Annotated in this window: 14 protein-coding genes; 13 read left to right on the forward strand and 1 reads right to left on the reverse strand. The window is 58.4% G+C overall.

Going from position 1 to position 17,178, the window contains the following annotated elements; all coding sequences use genetic code 11:
* Nucleotides 1-281 precede the first annotated feature (281 nt).
* The 9 genes from HU722_RS21395 (at nucleotide 282) to HU722_RS21435 (ending at nucleotide 12,946) form a co-directional block, all read left to right on the forward strand.
* Nucleotides 282-1,073, forward strand: a complete 792-nt coding sequence (locus HU722_RS21395; protein ID WP_065881219.1) for a CPBP family intramembrane glutamic endopeptidase — start codon at nucleotides 282-284, stop codon at nucleotides 1,071-1,073.
* Between the two features lie 262 nt (nucleotides 1,074-1,335).
* Complete coding sequence (gene wecB, locus HU722_RS21400) at nucleotides 1,336-2,487, forward strand: non-hydrolyzing UDP-N-acetylglucosamine 2-epimerase (protein WP_065889781.1); 1,152 nt, start codon at nucleotides 1,336-1,338, stop codon at nucleotides 2,485-2,487.
* A complete protein-coding gene (wecC, locus tag HU722_RS21405) occupies nucleotides 2,484-3,746 on the forward strand; it encodes a UDP-N-acetyl-D-mannosamine dehydrogenase (RefSeq protein ID WP_186752069.1) in 1,263 nt (420 codons plus the stop codon). The genes wecB and wecC overlap by 4 nt, the downstream gene beginning before the upstream one ends.
* Before the next feature lie 44 nt (nucleotides 3,747-3,790).
* A complete protein-coding gene (locus HU722_RS21410) occupies nucleotides 3,791-8,113 on the forward strand; it encodes a methyltransferase domain-containing protein (protein ID WP_225930651.1) in 4,323 nt (1,440 codons plus the stop codon).
* The gene (locus tag HU722_RS21415; protein ID WP_186752071.1) at nucleotides 8,103-8,324 is read left to right on the forward strand and encodes a hypothetical protein; all 222 of its coding nucleotides are present in this window, start codon (nucleotides 8,103-8,105) and stop codon (nucleotides 8,322-8,324) included. The genes HU722_RS21410 and HU722_RS21415 overlap by 11 nt, the downstream gene beginning before the upstream one ends.
* Before the next feature lie 24 nt (nucleotides 8,325-8,348).
* The gene (locus HU722_RS21420) at nucleotides 8,349-8,861 is read left to right on the forward strand and encodes a hypothetical protein (RefSeq protein WP_186752072.1); all 513 of its coding nucleotides are present in this window, start codon (nucleotides 8,349-8,351) and stop codon (nucleotides 8,859-8,861) included.
* Between the two features lie 29 nt (nucleotides 8,862-8,890).
* Nucleotides 8,891-10,102 (forward strand): glycosyltransferase family 4 protein, encoded by a 1,212-nt coding sequence (locus HU722_RS21425; RefSeq protein ID WP_139114526.1) that lies wholly within the window; start codon nucleotides 8,891-8,893, stop codon nucleotides 10,100-10,102.
* On the forward strand, nucleotides 10,099-11,286 hold the full coding sequence (locus HU722_RS21430; protein ID WP_083213937.1) for a glycosyltransferase family 4 protein: 1,188 nt from the start codon (nucleotides 10,099-10,101) through the stop codon (nucleotides 11,284-11,286). The genes HU722_RS21425 and HU722_RS21430 overlap by 4 nt, the downstream gene beginning before the upstream one ends.
* A gap of 94 nt (nucleotides 11,287-11,380) precedes the next feature.
* Nucleotides 11,381-12,946, forward strand: a complete 1,566-nt coding sequence (locus HU722_RS21435) for a methyl-accepting chemotaxis protein (protein ID WP_065889787.1) — start codon at nucleotides 11,381-11,383, stop codon at nucleotides 12,944-12,946.
* Between the two features lie 40 nt (nucleotides 12,947-12,986).
* Here the strand turns inward: HU722_RS21435 and HU722_RS21440 are convergent, their stop codons facing one another.
* Entirely contained in the window at nucleotides 12,987-13,682 is a 696-nt protein-coding gene (locus HU722_RS21440) for an alpha/beta family hydrolase (RefSeq protein ID WP_065889788.1), read from the reverse strand.
* A gap of 79 nt (nucleotides 13,683-13,761) precedes the next feature.
* Here HU722_RS21440 and ccoN point away from each other — a divergent pair, with 79 nt between their 5' ends.
* From ccoN to ccoP, 4 genes are read left to right on the forward strand one after another with little or no spacing between them, the layout of a single operon-like run.
* Complete coding sequence (gene ccoN / locus HU722_RS21445) at nucleotides 13,762-15,186, forward strand: cytochrome-c oxidase, cbb3-type subunit I (RefSeq protein WP_049712053.1); 1,425 nt, start codon at nucleotides 13,762-13,764, stop codon at nucleotides 15,184-15,186.
* Nucleotides 15,187-15,196: 10 nt separating this feature from the next.
* A complete protein-coding gene (ccoO, locus tag HU722_RS21450) occupies nucleotides 15,197-15,805 on the forward strand; it encodes a cytochrome-c oxidase, cbb3-type subunit II (protein ID WP_065881223.1) in 609 nt (202 codons plus the stop codon).
* Between the two features lie 3 nt (nucleotides 15,806-15,808).
* On the forward strand, nucleotides 15,809-16,009 hold the full coding sequence (locus HU722_RS21455) for a cbb3-type cytochrome oxidase subunit 3 (RefSeq protein ID WP_010208563.1): 201 nt from the start codon (nucleotides 15,809-15,811) through the stop codon (nucleotides 16,007-16,009).
* Nucleotides 16,006-16,953, forward strand: coding sequence for a cytochrome-c oxidase, cbb3-type subunit III (ccoP, locus tag HU722_RS21460; protein WP_065873837.1), 948 nt, complete (start codon nucleotides 16,006-16,008; stop codon nucleotides 16,951-16,953). Before HU722_RS21455 ends, ccoP begins: the two co-directional genes overlap by 4 nt.
* Nucleotides 16,954-17,178 lie beyond the last annotated feature (225 nt).

Below are 17,178 nucleotides of genomic sequence, written 5' to 3' on the forward strand. Positions count from 1 at the left end.
ACCGGCGTGCGACTGACAGGTGGGGGGTAGTGGCTGATCTGCGCAGGCTGCTGGTTCCCGCACGGCACGACTGCAGCGTTGGACGCTGAATCGACTACCGCTATGCGCTGGAAAGCTGGCATGGGCTGATCTTGTGTGAAGGGATGAAGAGGCCCGGACTATAACCAGTCGTTACCCGGGTTGGCAATCACTTCACCCACGCGCAGTGCGTGGAGGCGTTTTCATGCAGGCCTTGGCGGACCGGTCGCTATAATGCGCCCAGATTTTTCCAAGGACTTCCCATGCTCGCATTGCCCTGGCTGTACCTGGCGCTTCTTTCTATCGGCTACCTATTGGCCTTGATCTACGGGCAACTGGGGGTGCTGGCGGGTGTGTCCGTCGCCCTGCTGCTGATCGCCGGCTATGCCGTACGCCAGCAACGCACACCTTGGGCGCGCTACCTGGGCCACGGGCTGTTTATTGTATTGGCCCTGGGCCTGGCGATGCACTGGCTGCCGGGTTTCTACAACGGGCGTGGTATTGCCCCACAACGTTTCACCGCCGACGCCGTGCCCTTCTCGATGTACCTGAACCAGGACAAACCGCTGATTGGCTTCTGGCTGTTGCTGGCCTGCCCCTGGATCGTGGCGCGGCGCTCGCTGCGCCTGTCGATCTGCGTGACCGCCCTGGCCCTGACCCTCACCGCCATCGCCGCCTTGGGCACTGCCACCTTGCTCGGAGTGATCAGTTGGGCGCCGAAATGGCCGGAACCGGCCTGGCTCTGGGTGCTCAATAACCTGCTGTTAGTGACCCTGGTAGAAGAAGCCCTGTTCCGTGGCTATGTCCAGGGCGGCTTGAGCCAGCGCTTCAAACATCTGCCTTACGGCGAAAACCTCGCACTGCTGCTGGCCTCGCTGCTGTTTGGCCTGGTGCATGCCGGCGCAGGCTGGCACTGGGTGCTGCTGGCCAGCATTGCCGGGGTGGGATATGGCCTGGCTTATCGCTTCGGCGGCCTGGGCGCGGCGATAGCCACGCACTTTGGTTTGAATCTGCTTCACTTTGGGTTGTTTACCTACCCGATGCTGGCAGGCTGACTCGACCCGCTTTACGTGACACAAAGGCCGCCTCAGGGCGGCTTTTGAGTTTTCACAAGACCGGTAACATGCCGTAACTAGCCGAACGGTCAGTAGTCGGCCACGCCCCCTTGAGGCAAAATCAACTCTTCTTTTCGTACCCAACCCAATCCGCACAACCCAGTTACCACGTGCTCAAAAGCCTGGCACTGCGTTGAAGGCAGCTGTGCACCCGCGTTTCAGGCTCAGCGTTTATTCATCCGCTAAACAAGAAGCCATCCCCATGCCTCTCAAGACACTGTGCATATTCGGCACTCGCCCCGAAGCCATCAAAATGGCACCGATGGTTATCAACCTCGCGAACGACGATCGTTTCCACTCGAAAGTGTGTGTCACAGCGCAACACCGCGAGATGTTGGACCAAGTGCTTGAACTGTTTGGACTGGTGCCTGACTACGACCTGAACATCATGACCGTCGATCAGAGCCTGACCCATGTAACCACCGCGATCATTCAAGGGCTGCAATCGGTACTGGAAGACTTCAAACCGGATGTGATCCTTGTGCATGGCGATACGGCGACCACTTTTGCGGCAAGCCTGGCGGCTTATTACCAGCAAATCCCCGTCGCGCATATCGAAGCCGGGCTGCGTACACACAACCTTTACTCACCCTGGCCAGAGGAAGGCAACCGACGCCTCACGGGCAGCCTCGCATCGATGCATTTTGCGCCCACTCAAACCTCCCGGCAGAACCTGCTGAATGAGGGCGTCCTCGCCGAGCGCATTCATGTCACGGGCAACACTGTGATCGATGCGCTGCTCAGTGTTGTCGAGAAACTGCGCTCTGCTACATCGCCACTGCGCAGCCGACTTGACCAGCAATTTTCCTTCCTGCCCCCAGGTCAGCGCATGGTCCTGGTGACGGGGCATCGCCGAGAAAACCTTGGCGACGGTCTTGAGCGTATATGCGAGGCGTTGGCAGAAACCGCCGCGAGCTTCCCAACCGTGGCCTTTGTTTACCCTGTGCACCTGAACCCCAATGTGCAAGAACCCGTACAACGCCGGCTGGCTGGCATCAAGAATGTGCATCTGATCGGGCCACAGGACTACCTGCCGTTTGTCTACTTGATGACCCGCGCGTACGTGATTCTCACGGATTCGGGCGGTATCCAGGAGGAAGCGCCTGCGCTCGGCAAGCCGGTGCTGGTAACACGCGACACAACTGAACGTCCCGAAGCCGTCGACGCCGGGACGGTCCGGCTGGTGGGCACCGAGATCGCGACTATTACCCATCACCTTAAAGAGTTGCTCAGCAATGAAGCCGTCTATCGAGCGATGAGCAACGCCCACAACCCCTACGGTGACGGCAACGCTTGCGGACGCATCCGCGAAGTTCTTATCGCAACCTGGCGCGAAAACGAGGTGGCGGCATGAGCCTTCCAACGTTATGCGTCGTGGGCCTGGGTTACATCGGCCTGCCCACCGCTGCGCTGTTTTCCTCACCTCAACGGCAGGTCATTGGCGTCGACATCAACCAGCACGTTGTGGACCTCGTCAATCTTGGCCAAGTGCATATCGTCGAGCCAGCGCTGGACCCGTTGGTCCACTCAGCGGTCAGCCAAGGCTATCTGCGTGCGACAACCCAGCCAGAACCAGCGGACGCCTTCTTGATTGCCGTGCCGACGCCATTCCTGGAAAACCGTGAGCCAGACCTGAGCTGTATCAAAGCGGCCAGCCGCGCCATTGCTCCTGTGCTGAAAAAGAACGACCTCGTGATCCTGGAGTCGACATCTCCGGTCGGCACCACCGAACTGATGGCTCAATGGCTGGCCAATGCCCGCCCGGACCTGACCTTTCCCCCAACCCATGGGGAAGCCAGCGATATCCGTATCGCTCACTGCCCGGAACGTGTGCTGCCGGGTCATATCTTGGGAGAACTGGTCTCCAATGACCGAATCATCGGCGGCATGACCCCTGCCTGCTCAAGCGCAGCAGTACGGCTGTATAAACAGTGTGTTGAAGGCCAGTGCATTGTCACCGGCACACGCACCGCCGAGATGTGCAAGCTGACCGAAAACAGTTTTCGCGACGTCAATATCGCCTTCGCCAACGAACTCTCGATGATCTGCGCGCAGTTGGAGATAGACCCATGGGAGCTGATACGCCTGGCGAACCACCATCCACGCGTAAATATCCTGCAGCCAGGGTCTGGCGTCGGCGGGCACTGTATTGCGGTCGATCCTTGGTTCATCGTCAGTAAAACGCCCGAACTGGCGCGGTTAATCCACACTGCGCGCCGGGTCAACGACAGCAAGCCACAATGGGTTATCCAACAGGTCAAGCTGGCGGTGGCGAATCTTCTATTCAAGCACCCGGGGCTTAGCGCGCACGACGTGCGAATTGCCTGCTATGGCTTGGCGTTCAAGGCAGACATCGATGACCTGCGCGAAAGCCCCGCACTTGGCATCGCCCGGCAGTTGGCCAAGGAATTGGGGGTTACGTTGCTGCTGGTCGAGCCGAACATTCATACGCTTCCCGCCGATCTGCGCAGCCATACATTGACCGATACGGCCTGTGCCTGGGACACCGCGCATATCCATGTGTTGTTGGTCGGGCATCGCGAGTTCAGGTCACTGCCTGCGCAACACACCCACGAGGTGGTGATTGATGCTGCCGGCGTATTGGCGAACTGACGATGAATGCCCCACGGCCACTGGCCGATACCCACGATCGCGTCATGGAAGCCTACTACGGCAAGCTGGGTGAGCACTTCATGCAGGAGACGCGCGCGCGGATCCATTGGATCTGCGCCCAGATCATCGGCAAGACAGTCCTCGACGTAGGCTGCTCTCAGGGCATCATTCCTGTATTGCTCGCCCGTGAAGGGCATGTGGTCACGGGCGTGGACAGCAGCCCCCAGGCAATCAAACAGGCCGGCGACTATCTGCGGGCGGAACCCGACCACGTGCAGCAGAATATTTGTTACTTGAACGCAGACTTTCTGTCGCTGGATACCGAGCGTGTCGAACCTGACAGCATCGTGATCAGTGAAGTGCTTGAACACCTCATCCACCCCGCCACCTTCGTCGAGAAAGCAGCGTCGATGCTCAAACCGCATGGCCGATTGATCATCACCGTGCCATTCGGGGTGAATGATTTTATCGATCACAAGCACACGTTCTACCTGCTGGAGCCGTTTCGGTTATTGAGTTCGCACCTGCACGTCGTCCGGATTGAAATACTGGGCAAGTGGGTGGGAATGGTCGCCATCAAAGCCGAGCCGGGGAAGAGCTCACTGGAGCTTGACCACATCCGCCAGCTCGAAACTGCGTTCGAGTCAGTCGAGCGAAGCCTGCTTCGCCAGCTAGCCGCCAGTCGCCAACACTGGGAGCAGGCGAATCAGAAATACCGTGGAACCACTGAACACATTGACCTACTCAAGAACAAGCTTAGGCTCTGTACCCAGCAAATGGAGGCCCTGACCGCCAGCCTGCAACGCGCGGATGCCAGATGCCATCTGCTGGAAAATCGCTTGATCAAGACGCGGGCCAGCACGACCTATCAGTTGGGTTATCAACTGCGTATGGCGGCGGGCTCGCTGCGCGAGTGCCTGCGTTTGCCAGTGGCGTTATTCAAGCTGTACCAGCACGCCTGCGCGCGTCGCAATGGCCAAGCACCCACGTCATTCGCAGACCGTGACGCTCTCCCAACAACGTCATCTGACACCGCCGTTTTCCTTGCAACACCGGCCCCCACGCCATTGCCGGATGCAGCCTATGTGCGCAGCCAACTGATGCTCGCCCCTCATGACACGGCCAAGCCCTTCAGAATTGCCTGCGTGCTGGACACCTTTTCCCATGAGGCATACCGGTATGAAAGCGAGCTGTTGCAACTGACGCCAGAGCAGGGCCTGGCCGAGCTGCGAGCATTTAAACCGGACCTGCTGTTCATCGAATCCGCATGGCGCGGCAAGGAGGACCGCTGGCAGAACAAGATCGCCCAGAACAGCGTAGAACTGCGCGGGATCTTGCACTGGTGCCGGGAACACAAAGTGCCAACAGTGTTCTGGAACAAAGAAGACCCGGTGCACTTTGAGACGTTCCTGGGTACCGCCAAGCAGTTTGACCTGGTGTTCACCACGGATATCGACTGTATTCAACGCTATAAAAGCGCGTTGGGGCATGAGCGTGTCTACCTGCTGCCCTTCGCCTGCCAACCGGCCATACACAATCCGCTCGAACTGTATGAACGCAAGGATGCGTTCTGCTTCGCCGGCGCCTACTACACCCGATACACCGAGCGGACCCGCGATCTGGAACACTTTATCAACGACCTGCCTGGCTTCCGTCCCCTGGAGATCTACGATCGTAACTTCGGTACCACAGAGCCCAACTATCAGTTTCCAATCCGGTATCGGGGCCACATTGCTGGCACGTTGAACGCGGCGCAAATGGACCTGGCTTATAAGGGCTACCGCTATGCGATGAATCTCAACTCGATCAAACAGTCGCAATCCATGTTCGCCCGCCGCATCTATGAATTACTGGGGTCCAACACCCTCACCGTCAGCAACTTTTCTCGCGGCCTGCGTGTACTGATGGGTGATCTGGTCATTTGCAGCGACAGCAGTCAGGAAGTATTACGTCGCCTCGACACTCCCGGTGAGCACGCCAGGCAGCGGTTGGCCGGCCTGCGCAAGGTGATGCAGGAACACACCTATGCCCATCGTTTGCGCTATGTGACGAGCAAAATCACAGGTCGCGTGGATGACGTGCCTCTGCCGACCATTTGCCTCGTCGCCGAGGCGCTCAATGACGTTCAGCTGCAGGCACTCAAGGAGCATCTGCAACGCCAGCGCTACCCCCACGTCAATCTGCATGTCGTGGTGAACGATTCGACAACAAGGCAGCCCGCCAGCGTGGATTCCCGCTTACACCTGATTGGGCGCAGCCAGCTGGATAACCTTACCCTGGTCGACTTGGCAAATGGCGCAGAGTGGTGTGGCGTGATGATTGCGGCTGACTACTACGGCCCTCACTACCTGCTCGACCTGGCCTTGGCCACGCGTTACAGCAAGGCGCATGTGATCGGCAAGATGGCTCATCATGCCGCGGACAAACAAGGCGTACACCTGATAAACCCGGGTCAGGAATACCGCTGCACGCTCGGTATAGCCGCACGCCGAGCCATGATCAGGACGGTGGCAGTGGCGCAACAGCGCGCCCGTGATTGGCTGGAAAGCCTGTCAAGTCTCACCTACACGCACCCTGATTCCCTCGCGATTGACGCTTTCAACTACTGCGAAAACGCCGCAGGCAGCGATCTACAGCATGTTATCAACGTGGTGAACGACCTTGATTTGAATACCGGTATCAGCCTCGATCAGCTTCAGCGCAGCAGTGAAGCCATCCCGCCACTGAACGCAAGTAGCTCCGGCCCGCAGACCAGCGGCGAGGGCCTGGCAAAACTGTTCGGACCACTGCGCAGTAAGCATTTGCAAGCCCAGGTCGAAGGCAACACCTGGCATATCCACTCCTCTCTCGCAGACGGAAAACACGAATACCACTACGCCAGGCAGACCTTGAGTGTTGCGCAACTAGAGGGGACCGAAGGCACATTGAGATTGATGCTCGATGCCACGCCGGGCCTGAACCTGCAACTGGTTGTACTGTTTCTGGATGCGCAGGCCCAACGGATCAGCCATGTCATGCAACTGGCTAATCGGAGTCAGGCCTGGGATGTACCGCCAGAGACGGCTTCCTTGCGTCTAGGCCTGCGCGTCTACGGCAATGGCAGTTCGACGATCAAGACGCTGGTTCAAGGCCATTTCGACATTCAACCCTCTACCGTCCTCGCGAAGGCTAAGCATCTGCTGCTCACCAACCACTACCCGGCCTATGGCGACCTGTATCGAAATGGTTTTATTCATACCCGTGTCTCGGCCTATCAGGAGCAGGGCCTGCCCATAGACGTCTTTCGGTTGCGACCCAACGAACCGATCAGTTATCACGAATTTGACAATGTTGACGTAGTGACCGGGCCTGGAAGCGCCTTGAAGAACATGCTTGACGCCGGACACTACACATCGGTGCTGGTGCACTTTCTGGACCTGCAGATGTGGGAAATAGTGCGCCCCTACCTGCCTCGCCTTCGATTGATTGTCTGGGTGCACGGCGCGGAGATCCAACCCTGGTGGCGTCGGGCTTACAACTACGGCGATCAAGCGCAGTTGCAACTGGGCAAGCTCGACAGCGAAAGACGCATGGCATTCTGGCGCAGCGTGCTGCAACCCATGCCACCCAATCTGCAAGTGGTATTCGTGTCGCGGCAGTTCGCCGAGGAAGCAATGGAAGACCTAGGGTTCCGGTTGCCTCATAACCAACACCGAATCATCCACAACCCCATTGATACCCGACTGTTTTCTCACGCGGAGAAAGCGCTTGAACAGCGCAAAAAGATCCTGTCGATCCGCCCCTATGTATCACGCACTTACGCCAATGATCTGAGCGTCAAAGCCATTCAACTGCTGGAGACAAAGCCTTGGTTCAACGAGCTTGAGTTCCTGATGGTGGGCGATGGGCCGTTGTTTGAAGAAACCCTTGCACCGCTGCGCAAGTACCCGAACGTCCGGATCGAAAAAGGTTACTTGAAACAATCCCAGATCGCCGACCTGCATAAACACTACGGCGTATTTCTGTGCCCCAGCCGAATGGACACTCAAGGCGTTTCTCGCGATGAAGCGATGGCCTCAGGCCTGGTCCCTATTACCAATCGGGTCGGAGCAATCCCCGAGTTTGTTGATGACGCCTGCGGTTTTTTAGCTGATCCCGAGAGTTTTACCGGGATCAGCGACGCGATAGAAACGCTGTTTTTAAACCCGGGAATGTTCAAGGAAAAGTCCTTGAACGCCAGACAACGAGTGCTGATGCAAAGCGATGTGCAATTGATCACCGCATCAGAACTAAGCCTTATACGAGAACCCCACGGTGAGCCGAGAAATCAGGGCCTTGCACCACAGTATCCTGTCGACACTCATCTGGTGCGTACACTTGGGCCGTAACTTCATGAACATCGCTCCACGCGCAATGTTGATGGCTCATGCTGCGCATTTTTGCGCACAGATGTTGTTGATAACGACCCATTTCCTGCCGATCAAGATTGTCATTCTGCTCGGCTCAGAGACGGTTCCAGCCTATTTGCCGCCGGTGCTGAAAGACCTTAATAAAATCACCCTGATCATCGGGTTAGGCCTGTTGACGGTCATCCTCTAAGTTTTTTACCTAGGGGCCGGTTTTATGGCGTCCCGTTACTCAAGAAACGGCGCACGCGCTCTGATAAAACGCTGCGCAGAACCAACACTGCTCAAAACCCAATTACCCCTGGCTGCCAAAGCGTTTTCCAGATTCACACGGGGCTTATCCGATGCCGTGTTTGCCCTGACCGTTTTCATGGCATTGCTCTACCTTTACCCGTCACTCCTGGCCGTCAGCCTTATCTATTATGCAACCGCAGCGGCTGTGCTGATTGGTTTGAACAACCGTAGTCACCGCGTGCATTCGATGCTGTCCCGCCACCCTCTCACAGTAGCCGACACATTCCATGCCACCGGTTTCCTGGTGACATTCGCCTTCATCATTGTCGACTTTCTTTATCTGACGCCTCCCCACCTTTACATCGCGCTTATAGCGCTGATTCTCCTGCGTCAAAGCTTCAGCCGGTTGAAGGTCCTCACACAGGACGTTCTTTACCTGAGCAGTCACTCGCTGAACATCAATCGGATGTTTCTTGCCACCAACCCGATTCACTGAACACCCGCGAAATCAACAGGAATTCCCCCGTGCCCCCTATCGCCATGATCGTCTGGAATGAGTTCCGCAATGACGCCCGCGTATTGAAACAAGCCCGGACACTCCAAGCGGCTGGTTATCAAGTGACAGTGTTCGCATTGCATACACCAGGCGTAACGCAGCGCCAGGAAGTACTGGCGGAAGGCATCCGTGTGATACGCGTGGCACGCAGCCTGAGATGGCGACCCGCAAGTGCTGGATCTTGCGATTCAACCGGCTCACCGCCAACAGAACAGTCGATGCCGCTGCCACGCATCCTTTCACGACTTTGGGTGCATGCAGGGCTAATGGTGCGGATCACTCTGCATCGCGCCGCAGTTGTGCATGCCCATGATGTTAATACGCTGCCCACTGCATGGCTGGCCGCCCGGCTCAGCAGAGCGAGACTGGTGTACGACGCCCATGAAGTCAGTACCAGCCGCGAGGGGTATGCGCGCTTTCGCAAGTGGGTTGCCTGTATCGAAAAAGCCTTGATGCCCAGGGCTGAGGGCACCATTACCACCACACAAAGCAGGGCTAAGTTCTTTGCCAGGGCCTACGGGATAACCCGTCCGCTGGTGCTGCAAAATCGTCCGTGCCTGATCGCCAGCCCACCGAGCCAGAGGATTCGCCATGAGCTGGGTTTGAAACAGCCCTGGCCCATCGTTCTCTATCAGGGCGGCCTTCAACAGGGGCGCGGCCTGGAGCGTTTGTTACGCGTCGCAGTCACATTGCAATGCGCTTACTTCGTACTGATCGGGGGCGGCAGGCTTACGACCCCCCTGAAGATGTTGAGCGAGGAGCTTGGCTTGACAGAGCGAGTGCACTTTATTCCGACTGTTTCATTAGCGGATTTGCCCAGCTATACCGCGTCAGCCGATATCGGTGTGCAGCCTATAGAAAATACCTGCCTGAACCACTTCACCACCGACTCCAATAAGCTGTTCGAATACATCATCGCCGGGCTGCCCGTGGTCGCGACGGAGTTTCCGGAGATTCGCAAAATTGTCCGGTCCCACGCTGTGGGGGTGTTGGTGGCGGCAGGCTCGGATCAATCACTGCACCGGGAATTACAGCGGTTGATCGATGAACCGTTGTTACGTCAGACACTGGCCCAAAACGCAAAAAATGCCGCCTCGTCTCTAAGTTGGGAGCAGCAAGAAAGCAAATTGCTAACACTGTATGAACGCGTACTGACGGGCAAGACTGAGATGTGCATATGACAGTGCGTATTCTTTTATTGAGCTATTACTTTCCGCCCGACCTGTCGGCCTTTCGCGTCGAGGCGCTGGTCAATGGCTTGCTCACCCACGGTAACGATGAGATAGCGATCGACGTGCTGACCACTCAGCCGAACCGCTACCCATCTTATAAGCTCTCCTGGGATCGCACCGCACATCAGCCAAGGCTGTCCATCACCCGCATAGACCTGCCCACGCACGGATTCAGCGTTTGGGGCCAGGCCTTGGGGTTTGCCAACTATGCCTGCGGCGTACTTCGAGCGGTAAAAGGCAAGCAGTACGACGTGATTGTCGCGACTTCTTCCCGGCTGATGACGGCCGCACTGGGCGCCGCTATTGCGCGCCAAAAAAAGGCACCGTTCTATCTGGATATCCGAGATATCTTTGTCGACGTACTGCCTGAACTTTTCCCTGGCGTCCTGGGCAAACTCCTGGCGCAAGTATTTTCCCGCTTTGAAAAATTCACCCTTGATCGCGCAACGCGGGTAAACCTGATATCACCCGGGTTTCTGAGTTACTTCTCGGCTCGTTATCCACACAAACGCTTTTCAACTTTCACCCACGGTGTGGACGATCTCTTTCTTGAAACCCCGTTCTATCCAGACACGCCTAACGAACCAACACGCCCACTGAAGATTGTCTACGCTGGCAATATCGGCGTCGGCCAAGGCTTGGATAAAATACTGCCATCACTGGCCGAACGGCTCGCGAACACAGCTTGTTTCTACGTGATTGGCGATGGCAGTACGATGAAAAAACTGCGCGAAACGCTGATCAAGGGACATGTAAAGAATGTCGAGCTTATTCCGCCCATGCCCCGACACGAACTGATTCATTACTATCAGCAAGCCGATGTGCTTTTTTTGCACCTCAATGACTTCAAGGCATTCTTGAAAGTCATTCCCTCCAAACTGTTTGAATATGCCGCTACCGGAAAGCCAATACTCGCGGGACTGGAGGGTTATTCAAAAGCGTTCACACTCAATCATATTCCCAATGCTTGCGTGTTTGCCCCCGGCAACGCGGACGCGGCGGTTGCCGCACTTGCCCGCCTTAGGCTCAGTGCGACTGACCGCGAGGCATTTTTAAGAGCGTATTCCCGAAGCACAATCCAGCAGCGCATGGCGTTCGACATTCTCGAGACCGCAAAACTTAAAGAACAGTGACGCGAGGCGTTGGTCGGTTGATTGTTGCAAAATTAAGTTAAATAAAAGCGTTTTCCGGCCGACAACCCTTGAAAGCCTTGCGGATTGAACAATCATGCGTAATAACCAACCCGTTACCCAGCGCGAACGTACCTTCCCCGCTCAGCAACGGTTGATCTCCACCACAGATGCCAAGGGCGTGATCACCTACTGCAACGACGCATTTGTCGAAATCAGTGGGTACACCCACGAAGAACTGGTCCGTGCCCCGCACAACCTGGTCCGTCACCCGGATGTTCCGGCGGGGGTGTTCGCGCACATGTGGTCGACGCTCAAACAAGGCTTGCCATGGATGGGCATCGTCAAGAATCGCTGCAAGACCGGTGATCACTACTGGGTTAACGCCTATGTGACGCCCGTCTTCGACGGCAACCAGGTGGTCGGCTACGAATCGGTGCGCATCAAGCCCACCTCTGAGCAGATCCGCCGGGCCGAAGCGCTTTATCACCGCATCAACCAGGGCAAGTCAGCGATCCCGCAGCGGGACAAGTGGCTGCCGGTGTTGCAGGACTGGCTGCCGTTTATCCTGGTGAGCCAGCTGAGCTTCATGATCGGCGCGTCACTCAACTCCCACTGGGGCTTTGCCCTGGCGGCTGGGTTGTCGGTGCCGTTGGGCCTGCTCGGCCTGAGCTGGCAACAGCGTGGCCTCAAGCGCTTGCTGCGACTGGCCGAGCAGACCACGTCCGACCCGTTGATCGCGCAGATGTACACCGACAGCCGTGGCGCCCAGGCGCGCCTGGAGATGTCGATCCTCAGCCAGGAGGCGCGTCTGAAGACGTGTCTGACGCGCTTGCAGGACACTGCCGAGCACCTGAACGCCCAGGCGGCGCAGTCCAACACCCTGGCGCATAACAGCTCCAGCGGCCTGGAACGCCAGCGTGTGGAAACCGAGCAGGTGGCTACGGCGGTCAACCAGATGGCGGCGACGACCCAGGAAGTCGCCAGCCATGTGCAGCGCACCGCCGATGCGACCCAAGAGGCTAACCGCCTGACCGGTCGCGGTCGCGACATTGCCGGGGAAACCCGCGAGGCGATTCAGCGCCTGTCAGCCGCCGTTGGAGAGACGGGCGCGACCGTTACCCAGTTGGCCAAGGACAGTGATGAGATCGGCGGCGTAGTCGACGTGATCAAGGGCATTGCCGACCAAACCAACCTGCTGGCGCTGAACGCAGCCATCGAAGCGGCGCGTGCCGGTGAAATGGGCCGTGGGTTTGCGGTGGTCGCTGACGAAGTCCGTCAACTGGCCCAGCGTACCGCCGAGTCGACCGGGCAGATCCATGCCCTGATCGCCAAGCTGCAGCACACCGCTGCGGCGGCTGTGCAAACCATGGACGCCGGGCATCGCCAGGCCGAAGAAGGCGTAGCGCGGGTGATGGAAGCGGATCAGGCGTTGGTTGGCATCAGCGAAGCGGTGGCACATATCACCGACATGACCACCCAGATCGCTGCTGCCACTGAAGAGCAAAGCTCCGTGGCCGAAGAGATCAGCCGCAATATCAGCACGATTGCGCTGTTGGCGGACCAGACGTCGGAGCAAGCGTTGAACTCGGCGCAGTTGAGTGAAGAGCTGACGCATACCGCGAATACCCAGTATTCGCTGGTGGAGCGTTTTAACCGGTAAATGGATTGTGGCGAGGGAGCTTGCTCCCTCGCCACAGGTTTCACTCAAGCTCTCTAATAAAGCTAGAAACCCGCACCGCCGCAGCCTCCAGATGCTGCTCATGACTACACCCCGACGCCTTCAACGGCTTCAAATCATGATCCCCCGCCACCAGCCACATCACCTCGATGCTCGGCGACAAGTCGTACCTCTCCACCGCCGCCCGATTACCCAGCGCATCGCGCTCGCCCTGCACAATCAACGTCGGCGCCTTCAACCCGGCCAGGTGCTCGACCCGTGGTTTTTCTGGCTTGCCCACCGCATAGAACGGATACCCCAGGCACACCAGCCCATCGGCGCCCACTTCATCGGCCAACAAACTGGCCATGCGTCCGCCCATGGACTTGCCGCCGATAACCAGTTTCCCAGCGACATGACGTCGCACCTCGGCATACACCTCACGCCAGGCTTCGAGCAGTTTTGGCGCCGGATTCGGTGGCCGCCTGCCCCCGTCCACCCGGCGCTGGGCCATGTACGGAAACTCGAAGCGCAACACGTTCACACCATGCCCGGCAAGGCGTGCAGCCATGTCGTTCATAAACCCGGAATCCATTGGTGCACCGGCGCCGTGGGCCAGGATCAGCGTGACGGGAGCGGCTGAAGTCGTCCTCGACGCCGCATCCCACAACCACCCATGTTCCCGCACACACTGCGCCCATTGATCCCCGTCAATACTGGCCTTGTGCTCTTTGCCCATGCTTGCCTCGCTTTTTAGTCTACCTATAACTCCAGCCCAAGTGCCGCATCTGCTTGGGTTGAACCGTGGATGGGGAACCATGAACACTACTTTAAGTACCGCCTATAACTACAAGGTGGTCCGCCAATTCGCCATTATGACGGTGGTGTGGGGCATCGTCGGCATGGGGCTCGGGGTTTTTCTCGCTGCTCAATTGGTTTGGCCTGCACTCAACTTCGACTTGCCCTGGACCAGCTTCGGCCGCCTGCGCCCGTTGCACACCAACGCGGTGATCTTCGCCTTCGGTGGCTGCGCGCTGTTCGCCAGCTCCTTCTACTCGGTGCAACGTACCTGCCAGACGCAGCTGTTCGCGCCGAAAATCGCCGCATTCTGCTTCTGGGGCTGGCAGCTTGTCATTCTCTTGGCCGCCATCTCCTTGCCACTGGGCTACACCAGTTCCAAGGAATACGCAGAACTGGAATGGCCGATCGACATCCTGATCACCATTGTCTGGGTGGCGTATGCCATCGTGTTCTTTGGCACGATCATGAAGCGCAACACCAAGCACATCTACGTCGGCAACTGGTTCTTCGGTGCGTTCATCATCACCGTGGCCATCCTGCATATCGTCAACAACCTGGAAATCCCGGTCAGCCTGACCAAGTCCTACTCCCTCTACGGCGGTGCGACGGATGCCATGGTGCAGTGGTGGTATGGGCATAACGCGGTAGGATTTTTCCTCACCGCCGGCTTCCTCGGCATGATGTATTACTTCGTGCCGAAACAGGCCGAGCGCCCGGTGTATTCCTATCGGTTGTCCATCGTGCACTTCTGGGCACTGATCACCCTGTACATCTGGGCCGGCCCGCACCACTTGCACTACACCGCGCTGCCGGACTGGGCACAGTCGCTGGGCATGGTGATGTCGCTGGTGCTGCTGGCACCGAGCTGGGGCGGCATGATCAACGGCATGATGACGTTGTCGGGTGCCTGGCATAAGTTGCGCAGCGACCCGATCCTGCGCTTCCTCGTCGTCTCCCTGGCGTTCTACGGCATGTCGACCTTCGAAGGCCCGATGATGGCGATCAAGACCGTCAACGCCCTCTCCCACTACACCGACTGGACCATCGGCCACGTACACGCCGGCGCCCTTGGCTGGGTGGCGATGATTTCCATTGGCGCGCTGTACCACATGATCCCGAAAGTCTTCGGTCGCGAGCAGATGTACAGCCTTGGCCTGATCAACGCGCACTTCTGGCTGGCCACCATCGGCACCGTGCTCTACATCGCCTCGATGTGGGTCAACGGCATTGCCCAGGGCCTGATGTGGCGTGCGGTCAACGAAGACGGCACCTTGACCTACTCCTTCGTCGAAACCCTGGTGGCCAGCCACCCTGGCTTCATCGTGCGGTTGGTGGGCGGTGCGATCTTCCTCAGCGGCATGTTCCTGATGGCTTACAACACTTGGCGCACCGTGCGTTCGGCGCAACCTGCCGAAGTTGCCGCTGCGGCGCAGATGGCCTGAGGAGTCTGTGATGAAACACGAAACGATTGAAAAGAACGTCGGCCTGCTGATGCTGCTCATGGTGCTAGCCGTGAGCATCGGCGGCCTGACCCAGATCGTCCCGCTGTTCTTCCAGGACGTGACCAACAAACCGGTTGAAGGCATGAAGCCCTACACCGCGTTGCAACTGGAAGGCCGTGACATCTACATCCGCGAAGGCTGCGTACAGTGCCACTCGCAGATGATCCGCCCGTTCCGCGCCGAAACGGAACGCTACGGCCACTACTCGGTCGCCGGTGAAAGCGTGTGGGACCACCCGTTCCTGTGGGGTTCCAAGCGCACCGGGCCGGACCTGGCGCGCGTTGGCGCACGCTACTCGGACGACTGGCACCGCGCGCACTTGTACAACCCGCGCAACGTGGTGCCCGAGTCGAAAATGCCGGCCTATCCGTGGCTGGTCACCGCCCAGGTCGACAGCAGCCATACCGAGACCAAGTTGAACGTGATGCGCACCCTCGGCGTGCCCTACACCGACGACGACATCAGTGCCGCCGTGGCCAGCCTCAAAGGCAAGACCGAGATGGACGCGCTGGTTTCGTACCTGCAAGTACTCGGTACTGCCATCAAGAGCAAGAGGTGAGCCATGGGATTTGAATTCGATGCGGGCACCATCCGCGGCCTCGGCACGCTGGTGGTCGCCATCGCCTTTATCGGCCTGTCGCTGTGGGTGTTCAACAACCGGCGCAATGCGGAATTCGAGCAGGCGCGCCTGCTGCCCTTCGCCGATGAACCTTCTCCATCCGACGCTCAAGAAGAGCCTGCAATAAGGAGCACTCGGCCATGACCCTGTTTTGGAGTACATGGATCTGCGTACTGACCCTCGGCAGCCTGATCGGCCTGACCTGGCTCTTGATCGGTACCCGCAAGGGCGAGACCAAGGGCAGCGTCGACCAGACCATGGGCCACGCCTTCGACGGTATCGAGGAATACGACAACCCGCTGCCCCAGTGGTGGTTCATGCTGTTCGCCGGCACCCTGGTGTTTGCGGTCGGCTACCTGATCCTCTACCCGGGCCTGGGCAACTGGAAAGGCGTGTTGCCGGGCTATGAAGACGGCTGGACGTCGGCCAAGGAGTGGGACAAGGAGATGGCCAAGGCCGACACCAAGTTCGGGCCGATCTTCGCCAAATTCTCGGCCATGCCGCTGGAAGAAGTCGCAAAGGACCCGCAAGCGCTGAAAATGGGCGGTCGCCTGTTCGCTTCCAACTGCTCGGTGTGCCACGGCTCGGATGCCAAGGGCGCGTTTGGTTTCCCAAACCTGGCGGACAACATCTGGCGCTGGGGCGGTTCGGCTGAAGCGATCAAGACCACCATCCTGAACGGCCGCCACGCGGCGATGCCGGCCTGGGGTGACATGCTCGGCGACAACGGAGTGAAAAACGTCGCTGCGTACGTCCGCCACGACGTGGCCAAGCTGCCATTGCCTGCCGACAGCACCGCTGACCTGGCCGCAGGCCAAGCGGCGTTCAACACCACGTGTGTCGCGTGCCACGGTCCAGAAGGCCACGGCATGGAAGCCATGGGCGCACCCGACCTGACCAAACCGGCCGGCTACATCTACGGCACCAGCCTCGCGCAGTTGCAGCAGACCATCCGTCACGGCCGCCAAGGCCAAATGCCGGCGCAGGAAGTGCTGCAAGGTAACGATAAGGTGCACTTGTTGGCCGCGTATGTTTACAGCCTGTCCCACAACGCTGATGGTGCAACGCCAGAAAGCCAGCCCGAGTGACCTCTGAATGCCGCCCCAACTTGGGGCGGCAGCTCTACCCCGCTACGCGACCAAGTGTCGCACCCTTCCAAAGCACACCTTTCCCCCCCTCACTTTCGGGTCTACGCTTGTTCCCACAGCGGACCAATTCTGGCGTACGCAACGACATGCGTTGCGACCCCAAAATTTTCCTGTCCACTTGATCAGCTTTCTATTTCGGATTTTATCCCTACGCTAAACATGGAA

The organism is Pseudomonas tritici, assembly GCF_014268275.3.
In the GTDB taxonomy this organism is placed as follows: Bacteria; Pseudomonadota; Gammaproteobacteria; order Pseudomonadales; family Pseudomonadaceae; genus Aquipseudomonas; species Aquipseudomonas tritici.